The 10,797-nt window shown below is 67.2% G+C and carries 9 protein-coding genes and 1 pseudogene; 5 read left to right on the forward strand and 5 right to left on the reverse strand.

Annotated elements, in window-relative coordinates; genetic code table 11:
• Nucleotides 1–155: 155 nt before the first annotated feature.
• Complete coding sequence (locus KBX53_RS00175) at nucleotides 156–1,538, forward strand: helix-turn-helix domain-containing protein (protein WP_210857380.1); 1,383 nt, start codon at nucleotides 156–158, stop codon at nucleotides 1,536–1,538.
• Between the two features lie 57 nt (nucleotides 1,539–1,595).
• Here the strand turns inward: KBX53_RS00175 and KBX53_RS00180 are convergent, their stop codons facing one another.
• Both KBX53_RS00180 and KBX53_RS00185 read right to left on the reverse strand, forming a co-directional pair.
• A complete protein-coding gene (locus KBX53_RS00180; RefSeq protein ID WP_210857381.1) occupies nucleotides 1,596–2,201 on the reverse strand; it encodes a hypothetical protein in 606 nt (201 codons plus the stop codon).
• 280 nt (nucleotides 2,202–2,481) lie between these two features.
• Entirely contained in the window at nucleotides 2,482–2,649 is a 168-nt protein-coding gene (locus KBX53_RS00185; protein ID WP_210857382.1) for a hypothetical protein, read from the reverse strand.
• A gap of 564 nt (nucleotides 2,650–3,213) precedes the next feature.
• Here KBX53_RS00185 and KBX53_RS00190 point away from each other — a divergent pair.
• Both KBX53_RS00190 and KBX53_RS00195 read left to right on the forward strand, forming a co-directional pair.
• Nucleotides 3,214–4,068, forward strand: a complete 855-nt coding sequence (locus tag KBX53_RS00190) for a hypothetical protein (RefSeq protein ID WP_210857383.1) — start codon at nucleotides 3,214–3,216, stop codon at nucleotides 4,066–4,068.
• Nucleotides 4,053–7,565 (forward strand): DEAD/DEAH box helicase, encoded by a 3,513-nt coding sequence (locus tag KBX53_RS00195; protein WP_210857384.1) that lies wholly within the window; start codon nucleotides 4,053–4,055, stop codon nucleotides 7,563–7,565. The genes KBX53_RS00190 and KBX53_RS00195 overlap by 16 nt, the downstream gene beginning before the upstream one ends.
• Nucleotides 7,566–7,658: 93 nt before the next feature.
• On the opposite strand, the gene KBX53_RS00200 is transcribed toward KBX53_RS00195, so the two are convergent.
• Both KBX53_RS00200 and KBX53_RS00210 read right to left on the reverse strand, forming a co-directional pair.
• A complete protein-coding gene (locus tag KBX53_RS00200) occupies nucleotides 7,659–8,072 on the reverse strand; it encodes a hypothetical protein (protein ID WP_210857385.1) in 414 nt (137 codons plus the stop codon).
• Between the two features lies 1 nt (nucleotide 8,073).
• Nucleotides 8,074–9,014, reverse strand: a pseudogene (locus tag KBX53_RS00210) (hypothetical protein).
• Nucleotides 9,015–9,017: 3 nt separating this feature from the next.
• Here KBX53_RS00210 and KBX53_RS00215 point away from each other — a divergent pair.
• Together KBX53_RS00215 and KBX53_RS00220 are read left to right on the forward strand one after the other, a co-directional pair.
• Nucleotides 9,018–9,605: a hypothetical protein gene (locus tag KBX53_RS00215; protein WP_210857388.1), complete on the forward strand. Its 588-nt coding sequence runs from the start codon at nucleotides 9,018–9,020 to the stop codon at nucleotides 9,603–9,605.
• A gap of 27 nt (nucleotides 9,606–9,632) precedes the next feature.
• A complete protein-coding gene (locus KBX53_RS00220; protein ID WP_210857389.1) occupies nucleotides 9,633–9,815 on the forward strand; it encodes a hypothetical protein in 183 nt (60 codons plus the stop codon).
• 17 nt (nucleotides 9,816–9,832) lie between these two features.
• Here the strand turns inward: KBX53_RS00220 and KBX53_RS00225 are convergent.
• Nucleotides 9,833–10,797, reverse strand: a 965-nt coding sequence (locus tag KBX53_RS00225; RefSeq protein WP_210857390.1) for a hypothetical protein, incomplete at its 5' end; no start/stop codon positions are given.

Genomic DNA, 10,797 nt, shown 5'->3' on the forward strand with positions numbered 1-10,797 from the left:
AGTCCGATCAACCCACCCACCAGAGCACGTCTGGGCCTGGTCCCGATGGCGCAGACGACGCCAACACCAAGCCCGAACCTGCCACTACCGACGACACGGCTACCCATGACCAACTGCCGTTGCAGTACTAACCCCCTCCCCGGCAGGGAGTGCACATGGTTGCCCTTCGATCTCGATGCCTGGAATCGGTCTTCGGTACCCCGCTGGACACCCTCGCCTCACACCACATCCACGCACTGGTGACCGCGGGTGTGCAAGAGGCCTTCGACCTGGACTACAAGCAGACCCTGTACGGCGGCAAGGACCAGGAGAAGCGGGCGCTGGCCGGCGACGTCGCCGCCCTGGCGAACACCGGGGGAGGGGTGATCGTCCTGGGGGTCGAGGAAGACGACCAGGCGCGCGCCACGAAGGCGCCGGGCGTCGCCATCTCCGATGTCGAGGTGGCCCGGATGCGCCAGGTGATCGCGTCACTCGTCGCGCCGATGCCCGTGGTCGACATCCTCACCGTGCCCGAGCCGGCGACCGACGCCGGCGAGGACGGTATCCAGCAGGGCTTCATCGTCGTGGCAGTACCCCGCAGCCCGGGGACGCCGCACGCCGTCCTGATCAACGACGGCCTGCGCTTCCCCGTGCGCAACGGTGCCACGACTCGCTACCTCTCCGAGCCCGAGATCGCTACTGCCTACCGCAACCGGTTCGCCAGTGCGCAGCGGCAGGGCCAGCGGATCGTCGAGATCGAGCGCGAGGCGATCAGCAGGCTCGCCATGGACGACGACTACGCCTGGGTGGTCGTGTCGCTGGTGCCCGACCTGCCCGGCGACATGATCCTGCAGAACGCCTCCAGGGACTGGGAGATGGAGGTCAGGCGCGGGCGGCCGACCGTCACCAACGAGGGCGTCGGGATCAACCGGACGCGTGTCGGGCGCCGGCGACTGCTGGCGGACGGGACGAGCAATTACGCGGCAGAGTCCCGGTTCATCTCTCTGGAGCTGCACACGGACGGCTCCGGGGTCTTCGCGTTGGCGGTCTCCAACCTGGGGTCGCGGAGAGCTACGGCGCAGCGCGGGGGCGAGCCTGACGACTCTGGGCGCCAGGTGGTCACCGACGAGGGGATCGCCACGGGTATCGTCTCCGGACTTCTCCAGCTCGGTCAGCACGCTCGCGACCGGGCGGCGGCCGGCGGCACCGCCCTGATCCGGGCCCAGCTGCACCTGGTTGCAGAATCGCGGCCGACCACGATCGGCCACACCCGGTTCTACGGCATGGGGGAGACCCGCACTGGCGAGCAGTACCAGGTCAGGGCCGACCCGGCCGAAGCCGCGGCCTCCGTCGACGACCTAGCGCAGGCCGGCCCGGGTCTTATCGAAGCCGCGGCGCTCCTGCTCGACGAGCTGGGCCACGCGTTCGGCGTGATCGAGATGGGCCAGCTGTCACGGGACGGCCGGGTCCGGCGGCGGTACTGGAGCTCCAGCCGCCACCCAGAGATCGTGAAGTGGGCCGAGGCGAACGGCATCGAGGTGACCGACGAGACCCTGTGACCACCACACCACAAAGCCCCGGCTGCGACGCCGGGGTTTCGTGGTGTGCGAGCTCGTCTACTTCACCTGCTTGACCAGGGCGCCCACGCCGGTCAGCGTGAACGGCTCCCGGATGCCGTCGGTGGTGGGCACCTCGACCACCACGGCCAACTCGTCCAGCTCGTCGACCGGCACCAGGCCGGACTCGACGAAGGTCGCCTCGCCGGATACCGGGATCTGCGTCCCGCCGTCCAGGTTCAGCGCCTTCTTGCGCTCCTCGGCCGGCTCTGTGTACGAGTAGCTGGTCACCGAGTCCGCCTCCTCGCGGTTCGGCCCGTACAGCAGCGTCATCTCCCGGGTCGCCGGCGTGACCGGCAGGGTCGCCTGGCTGCCGTTGGTCACCTCCAGCGTCAGCCGGACGATTGCCTGGGACTTCGCCACGTCCACGCCCCAGGCGTTCGGCACCCGCTGGACGGCGACCAGTCGGGCGCTCACTCCGTCGGGCCAGGACGCGCCGGCCGTGGCCGGGCCCTCGGTCACCGGGGGAGTGCCGGTCGGCTCGACCGCATCCCCGTTCGGCGCCGCGGACGGCGACGGCGCGACCGCGGGCTCGGGTTCCGCCGACGAGCACCCGCTCGCCAGGGCGACCAGCATGGCAGCAGCTACGAATCGGTGTGTGTACATCCGGACATGATGCCCCAAACGAGCCGCACGAGCTCCATGACACCTGGGAGACGGACAAGGGCTGGTCGGTCAACGGCACCGCCAACATCACCATGACCACCGCGGTCATCGGTCAGACCCCGACGTCGGTCGGCCTCACCTGCGAGGCCGAAGCCACGGACAACGGCGTACGCACCACGGTCAAGAACCGGCTCTGACAGCTGCACCCGCGACGAGGCGGCCGCCTCCACCTGCCTTCGGGCGGGCGGAGCGGCGGCCTCTTTCGTCGTTTCCGGGCCGGTTACCCGACGATGCTGTGCGGGTCCACCGGCAGTTCGTCGGCGGTGGCCGAGACGAACTCCAGCTCGACCGTGTCCGCGCCCGGGATGACCGTCGCGTTGAACTCGATGACGACGTCCCGGCGGAACCCCACCTGGGACGTCCGCTCGTTCCAGTCCGCGACGATCACGATGATGTTCTCGCGGGGCTCGGCGTACCGAGCCCGGCGGAAGCGGTCAGGTGAGTGCCCGAGCCATCTCCACGTCCCCGCCGAGGGTCTCGGCGATCTTCCGCAGCGCCGAGGGGGTGAACTCGGCGACCGCCTGCCCGTCTGGGCCGTGGAGGTTGATCTGCACCACGGGCTCCTCCGCGGGCCGCTGCAAGACCCGGTGTAGGAGCTGGGTGCCCCGCTCGGGGCGCCCAGTCGGTGGCGCACCCCTCCCCCTCTTCGTGCTCCTCGCACCAGTCCTTGTGCTGCTCTGCGCCGGATATTCCGGCCTCCTCCCTCCGCCACCCTGGCGGCCACCGGCGGGCTCGGCGCACCGAGCCCGGCGGGAGCTGTCAGGGCGCCGCCGGCAATACCGCCAAGGTGGGGGAGTAGTCGGCTTAGACCGCACCTCGACTGGTCAGGGCGAAGCCGGTGTGTAGCGCGAGAGGTCGCTCGAGACCTAGCTCGGCCCGGGGTCCAAGGGGTATCGTCACCGCGACGACTCGATCTTCGTGCTTAGCCAGCTCGTGGGAGACCGCGTAAACAGTGACGATCCCTTCTGCTTTGACGCCTCTGCTGGCTCTCGTCAACAACCCCTCGAACTCGAAGGTCGAGTACGTCGTCGGCGGCACGACGATCGACGTTCAGGCACGCGAAGAAGCCGCCCAGATCCTTGCTGACGATGCGATGACCATCGCGATGGGCGCTTCGGCCCTGCTGCAGGACTGGCGGGCCCGTCGTGACGGCGGTCCCGCCCAAACGGGCAGCAGGCTGGCCGCTGTCAAGACGTTCGTAGCTCTGGCATTTGGTGTGCCGGGTGCCCCCTCTCACGACAACCACGTGCAAGGACACGTGGCCGAACTGCTCTGGAATCGGATCATCCAGGAGAGAACGACGTGCCGCGACGGTCGTCAACTGGTGCAAGCGCATCCTGTGAAACCGGATCCGAAGGAGCCGGGCGGCGACGGACTTGTGGTGTACGAGGACCGTGGCGGAACCTTGGTGTTCAGGCTGTGGGAGATGAAGAAGTTTGCGCCCAACAAGCCCGGACAGGTCTTGTCCAGCACGATCAACAGAGCCAGCCAGCAGTTGAGCGAGCGTGGCCACGTGTACCTCGCCAAGCTCGCTGCTCCGGCAACGACCACCCATACCGGGCCTTTGGGTCAGCTCTACGAGACCATGGTGGAGCGGTGGTTCGACCGGGACCCTTGCGCCGGCGCCGGCGTGTCGGTCGGTACGTGCCACTGTCACACGCCCGCCGACGCAGCCACGTTCCACTCCCTTAGCAGCGCATTCCCCGACTTCAAGACCGCCGGCCAGCTCGAAGGCATCGTTGTTGCCGTGCCCGACTTCCCGGATTTCGTTAAGCGAGTGAGGGAGATCGTGTGGAGCGGTCTCTGAACCTTGACCTGCTACGAGGCGCCCTCAGTGAACGCACCGGACTACCAGCGGCGGAAGAACTCCAAAGGCTAATGGGCCGGGTAGAAGCCCAACTTTTCCTACAGCGCCCCGAACTGCCGCCGGAGTTGTTCCAGACCGCCTGGTACCTGCACGGGGTCGCCTCAGTCAATGGAGCACGCGAGCTCTACTCCCTTGCGCGACAGCGTCAAGCGTTCCTCGTCAGTGCCCACATCTTCGACCTGGCCCTCAATCAGGTCAACTGGACCCCTGCCGAGCGCCTGTCCTTCGGCTTCGCAGCCGCGGTCGGCTACCGACGCGGTGGCCGCGACCCGAACGCCACGGCGATATTCAACAGGTTGCGAGCCGATATCCACGTGCAGACAGCCGTCGCCGAGCACCTCGGCACGCTCTCGCTGCAGGCAGGCCTCGCGTTCCTCGGTTTCGAGACCAAGACGCTGTTTAGCTGGTTCGGCATCTGGCGACGGCAACTTTCCGCTCTGGCACGGCAATCCGCGCTGGCCGACCTCAGCAGCACAGCCCTTGGACCGACCCACCTGGTGATCCTTGGGGCCGAGGACCTCCTGCAATACTTCGCCCGCGGCAACACCGGCCGATTGCAAAGTGGTCTCGCCCGCCTGCGCCGAGTGGCGGCAGGCGAAGCCGGCCCCAGCGACCTGCACTCCGAGTGGGTCGCCGCTCACCTCCTCAACTTCGCAGGCGAGGCGGAGCTTGGGTCGCTCTGGAACCCAAAGGTCCTGCCACCCACCGTGTCGGCGCTCGTGAGACAGGCCTTCACCGTCGGAAGCCCGCCGGTGCTGACGCTGTGGGAGCCGCAACGGGACCTGGTCACCGGTAGCCCATCACCTTTCGACCCCAGCGTCCGTCGGACGGTGTTGGCCGTGCCGACAAGCGGCGGCAAGTCCCTCGTCGCGCAGATGCTCGCCGTTGAGCACCTCTCCCGTACCGACCGCAGCGTCTGCTATGTCGCACCGACCCGCAGCCTGGGGCGCGAGGTTCGCCGAGCGATGACCAGCAGAGTACGCATCCTGCAGAAGGAGACCGGCGCGGAGCAGCCCGACTACCCGAGCGCGTGGGACATTTTCGCAACGGCTGAACCGGCGGCGCCCGCCGATGTCGAGGTTATGACTCCGGAACGGCTTGGTCACCTACTGCGCCATGACTCGGCAGCGGCTCTCGACCGCTTCGGCATGTTCATCTTCGATGAGGCGCAGCTGCTCAAGGAGTCCGGCCGCGGCTTCGTACTGGAGTCGGTGATCGCTGTGCTGGACTACCTCACGCGAGACACCGGTCATCAAATCGTGCTGATTTCGGCAGCTATGGGCAACGCTGGGGCCATCGCGCAATGGCTCAGCCCTGACGGGCAGTGCCTGCGCCACGAGTCCCAATGGAGAGGTCCGCGACGCCTGCATGCTGCCTTCAATACCAAGGCTATCTGGCACGAAACCCGGACGCAGGGGGGCGCGGGGCCTACGTGGTCGTACCGGCACACCACTGAACTCCAGGGCCGCATTCGGCTGCGCCTGGCGGACGGCCACACCACCGAGCTCTCCACCCAGGGCGACACGGGCTGGCGCCTGGTCCGTAAGTCCAAGGATGGCATCAGCCGCCAAACCGGCCTACCGACCGACGCGACACGCTCCACAAAGCAGTACGTCATCGCTAGCCAGATGATCACCGCGCTGGGCCATGCCGGATCAGTTCTCGTCGTGGCCACCACCCGAAAGCAAGCCGAACTGCTCGCTAAGGGCCTGGCCGCCGAGTGCGACGAGCAGCCCACACTGGCACCGCTCGTGGACTTCGTACGGCAGCAACTCGGCGCCGACCATCCCCTCGTCGATGCCCTCCGGCATGGAGTGGGTTTTCACCATGCCGGCCTGCCTATTGAGGTGCTGGAAGCACTCGAGGAAGCTGTCCGCGGCGATAGCCTGCCCTACTTGACGTGCACTTCTACGCTTACCGATGGGGTGAACCTTCCGGTTCGCACCGTGGTCATCTACGACCAGACGTATCAAGATCAAGCCGAGGAGAGCCGGCTACGTGGCGCGCGCCTTGTCAACGCTATGGGCCGTGCGGGACGCGCAGGCAAGGAGACCGAAGGCTGGATCGTGCTGGTTCGCGCCGCGGAGCCCACAGAGCAGGACTTCCGCGACCTTGATCCCGGCCCAGAGGCGCTCGCCGTCACATCGTCACTCACGACGGACATCGCGCTCCAGTCCTTCGCGGAGATGGAAGGACGGCTGCGTGACGACGCCGACGCCGTGTTCTCCGCCATCGACATCGTCGGCGACTTCATCAGCTTCGTCTGGCTGCTGTTAGCCATCGAGGAAGGCCGCGGCACAGACCCGGCCGCAGTGGACATCGACGCCCTCGTCGGCTGCACCCTCGCGGCCACGCACTCGGCTGACGCCCGCACTACCTTGACGCGCGTCTCGGAAGCCACGCGCCGCACGTACGCGGCTAGCGCCCCGGACGCTCGGCTCCGGTGGCCTAGGACGGGTACCTCGATCGGGACGGCTCGCAGCATGGACGACCTGGCATCCCGCATTGCCGCGGTGATACTGCGCGCCGATGCGAACGGGCGCCTGCCGGACATGCGGGACCCCGAGCAGGCCATCATCCAGCTGCCCACCATGTTCGCCGAACTCCTTCAGCGCCCCGAAGCCCCAGAATGGCGGTTCCGAGTCAGCCCTCAAGGCGCCGACATTGACGTCCAGCCCACGGCCTTGCTTAGGGACTGGATCTCCGGACAGCCCCTAGCTGACCTCGCTAACACACACCTTGCGGCGGCAACGAACCCGGCGTCGCGCATCGCACAGATGGTGAGCGCGGTGACCGCGCACTTCGAGCATTACCTCGCGTGGACCGTCAGCACGATGGTCGAACTCGTGAACGCCCGTCTCATCGATGCCGACAGTGAGGCGCGACTGTGCCCGGAACTCGGCGGGTACATCCGCTACGGCGTCAACACGCCGCATGCCCTCCTGCTGATGACGTCCGGTATCCGGTCACGGCGCCTGGCGCACGCCATCGTCGCCGCGTTGCCGTCTGATCTTCAAGCCACTCACGAGGACATGCGCCTGTGGTTGGCCGGCATGGGCATCGCTGAATGGCGAGAGCGCTTCGACGCATCCTCGTCAGAGGTTCTCGACCTGCTGGACATCACAAGACTTCGTAGTCGCAGCCTGCTCAAGACTCTCCTGGAGACCGGGACTGTTGCCGTCACATTGCCCGGTCTCACCGCCGGGATCGCACCGCCACACGCTCAGCTGAATCTCGCACCTGCCCGCGACCACGCGCCACCCGAGCCGCTGGCGTTGTACGTAGCCGACGAGATGGTCGCCACAATCCCGCCACAGGATCACGCGGACGTCCGAGCCATCCTCGACACAGGACTCGATCTAACCCTGGAACTCGATCACCCGGCGGACTTGCCCGTTCTGCGCCTGAGCATGCCGCTCGACGACGGAGCTGCGTAGGAAACGCGTCAACCCATCCGCAGGGATATCAGCAGCGCACGGGGGATAGTACGGGCGTCGTGTGGCGGACTCGACGGACGAGCAACCTTGATGTCAGGCCACTTGGTACGTGCGGAACAAGTCCGCGAAGAAGGCACGCAGCATCTCCCGGGCCGGCTCCTGCTCCTCAAGCTCCGCCGCGCCGAAGCGGAACACGTCGTAGCGCGCGAGCTTGAGGTCTCGGTCCCCGCGCATCGTCGCTGAGTACACGAAAGGGTCTGCCAGCGTGCCGGTTGCATAATGGTGCTTGCCGTCAACCTCGAGGACGATCCGGTGGCCGCCTGGCAACAGCATGAGGAAGTCCATGCGCAAGTTAATCATTGCCGCCGCCCTGCGGGCTTGTACCGTTTGCGGATCCCAGTGCAGCCACACCTCCGGCAATAGCGCCGGCAGGTTGTATACCCGGTCGGCGTGAATTTCGTGGAACAGGTCGAACAGCCTCTGCTGCGGTGGGGACGAAGGGGGCAAGCTATCCCGCAGCCTTCGCCACCGGGTCCTCTTCGCTATTGAGGGACTGCGCGTCCTTCCACCAACTCTGCAGATCCCGCCAGCGCAGGCCGTCGGAAATGACACGCCGGTCGTAGATAAGGACCTTGTCGGCACCAGCAACGATCTCGATCTCGTTGTCTATCGCGTCGCTGAGACGCAGATCCGGCTTGCCCAACGACGCGAAAATCAGATTCTTGACCCGGCCGGCATGCGCCCGGGTCGACGTCAAATGGAACACCGGGTAGCCGTCAGCCTCCCCGGTCTCACGTAGTTGCAACCCCGCGCCATGCAGATGCCGGTTGAGAAGGGACACGGTGCGCGCTGCGCCGCCTCGTCGAGCAGTGTCTCACCAGAGACCAGCCCCTCCAGCAGCAACGCGAACCGCTTGTTGAACGAGTCGAATGCGCCGAGATTCTCGAACAGTACCTCGGCCGTCCAGTCACCGGGGTTTCGTTGCACGTGCTGGTCGATCTGCCCGCCGAGGCTTGTGTCGTTGAGGAGAAAACCGGCAAGCGGATTGGCATCTAGGTCCCACAGGTCCTCGAGCATGCGCCTGAACTGCGGGTAGGCCGGAAGGAAAGTACCTATATCGAGACTGCGGGCAATCTCGCGCCGGGTCCGCTTCGGGATGTCCGGGGTCGCCTCGACCGCCCACAGCACATCCTGGATCGCGTTGCGGGTGCCGGCGCTTAGCAAGCCGTGGGCAAGCATCAGGCGCGCTATTTCTGGCAGCCGCTCGTCGGAAACCGCTGCGACGCTACGCTGCGCCCGCTCGGTCTTGGTGCCGTCCTGAGTTGGTACGGGTAAACCTACACGGGTGAACTGATCCGGCAGATCTTGGTGTCGGCCAGCATGGGCGATCGTTTTGGCGACGACGTCAACGAGCTCACAAAGCATGCCGATGTCCAGGTCGCTAGCCATCGGATGATTCTGGCAGAGCGGCTCGTCGAAGTAGCCGCTCAACGGGGTCTTCCTCTCGAGGACGAAGACGGCAACGAGATCGACTACACCGACGTCTTCACGGCGGACCCCGCCGCGCTCTGGCAGCTGCCGGAGACCGCGAAGATGTGGGAGTCCGGCATCGTCGACCTGTCCGGCATCCTCAACGGGGTCAAGGACGACGTCCAGCACCTCGCGGCGGTGACCCGCACGCCGATGCACCTGCTGATGCCGGCCGGCGTCAACCAGTCCGCCGAGGGCGCCTCGCTCTCCAGGGAGGGCCTGGTCTTCAAGACCCGCGACCGCATCGACCGGACCAGCCACGCCTGGGCCCGGGTGATGAGCCTCGCGTTCCTGCAGATGGGCCAGCCCGACCGGGCCGACCTGTCCAGGCTGCGCACCCTGTGGGCGTCGCCGGAGCGGCTCAGCCTCGCCGAGCGCGCCGACGCGGCGAGCAAGGCCCTCAACGACATCCCGCGGCGGTCGCGACTGATCCACATCTGGGGATTCAGCCCGGGCGACGCGAACCTGATGATGACCGAGTGGGCCGACGACCAGCTGCTCGCCGCGTAGATCGCTGCCGCGACCGCCGGTCTCGGCATGGATCCGAACCTCCCGCCGGGCATCCAGCAGGGGGCGCCGACGAACCCGGCCGCGCAGCCCGCGGCCCAGCCGGAGAGCCCGCTGCCGCAGCTGCCCACCCCGACCGACGTCCTGGCCGACCCGCTCGCCGGGCTGCCCGGCACGGGCGAGGGCGACGATGGCGTACCTGCACGGGTGTAGCAGCATCGCGGACGACGCTAAGGGCCCCGGCGAGGCCTCCGGACGAGAAGCCCGGCACCGCCACCCGGCAGGCGCCTTGGCGCCGGGTCGGGGCCAGCTTGCCCACCGCTAGGCGGGCCCGGCGGGGGCGTGCGACGACGCCGCAGGAGACGCCCTAGGGCGCTGTCCGCGCCGGTGGTCAGCTTGCCAACCACGACGGTTACCACCAGTACGACGAGAATTCCGAAGAGCCAGGCCCAGGGGCCCCAGGACAGGATGGGGTCGACGTAACGCCCGGCTGGATTCCGCAGCCAGGATGGCCGCACGCTGATCACCAGCTGGTCGTCAGACGGTTCGAGCTGCACCGTCGCCATCTCCCGGCGCTGTGGAACGTCGACCACCTGGGACGCCGGCGGCTCCATCGTCCCGAGTGCACCCTTGGGTGCGGTGATCTCGAGGGTGGATCCGTCGGCCGGCACGAGCTCCCTGTTTCTGGTGGTCACGCCGAGGTCCATGGTTAGCCGAACCTCGGACTCGGCGAAATTGAGACGCTCCACCGTCTCCACCCGTTCACGTCGGTAGACGAGCTTGCCCTCGAAGGCGTGCGTGAGCTGCCACCCCTTGGCCATGGCCCGCACCGGGTTGTTGGGCGGGTCGGGGTCGAGCGTCACCTCCTCGGTAATCCGCAGCTGCGACCCGTCGAGTGACGCACGCGCCTGGTACTTCACGGGCTTGACCTCGCGAATCATGGCGTGCGGGCCCCTGTCGTCGCGGTAGATGCTCACCGCGGCAGCGGCCACCTGCAGGGCGGTGAGGCCGATCGTGACCGCGAGGACAAAGTAGGACAGCTCGAAGTCGGGGTCATCTAACAGCCGACGCCCGGAAAACACAAGTGCGACTATGGCCAGGGGCAGGAGGAGCAGAGCCAGGAGAAGCCACCGCGGCCCTGCGTCTGCCAGCAGTAGCAGTGGCAGCGCCGCGGCGGTGGCGGCGGCCAACGATA

Source organism: Micromonospora sp. M51 (assembly GCF_018070305.1).
GTDB lineage: Bacteria > Actinomycetota > Actinomycetes > Mycobacteriales > Micromonosporaceae > Micromonospora > Micromonospora parva.

Coding starts and splice junctions, on each gene's coding strand:
- KBX53_RS00175 (WP_210857380.1), top strand. CDS start 156: ATGGTTGCCCTTCGATCTCGATGCCTGGAATCGGTCTTCGGTACCCCG.
- KBX53_RS00180 (WP_210857381.1), bottom strand. CDS start 2,201: ATGTACACACACCGATTCGTAGCTGCTGCCATGCTGGTCGCCCTGGCG.
- KBX53_RS00215 (WP_210857388.1), top strand. CDS start 9,018: ATGATTCTGGCAGAGCGGCTCGTCGAAGTAGCCGCTCAACGGGGTCTT.
- KBX53_RS00220 (WP_210857389.1), top strand. CDS start 9,633: ATGGATCCGAACCTCCCGCCGGGCATCCAGCAGGGGGCGCCGACGAAC.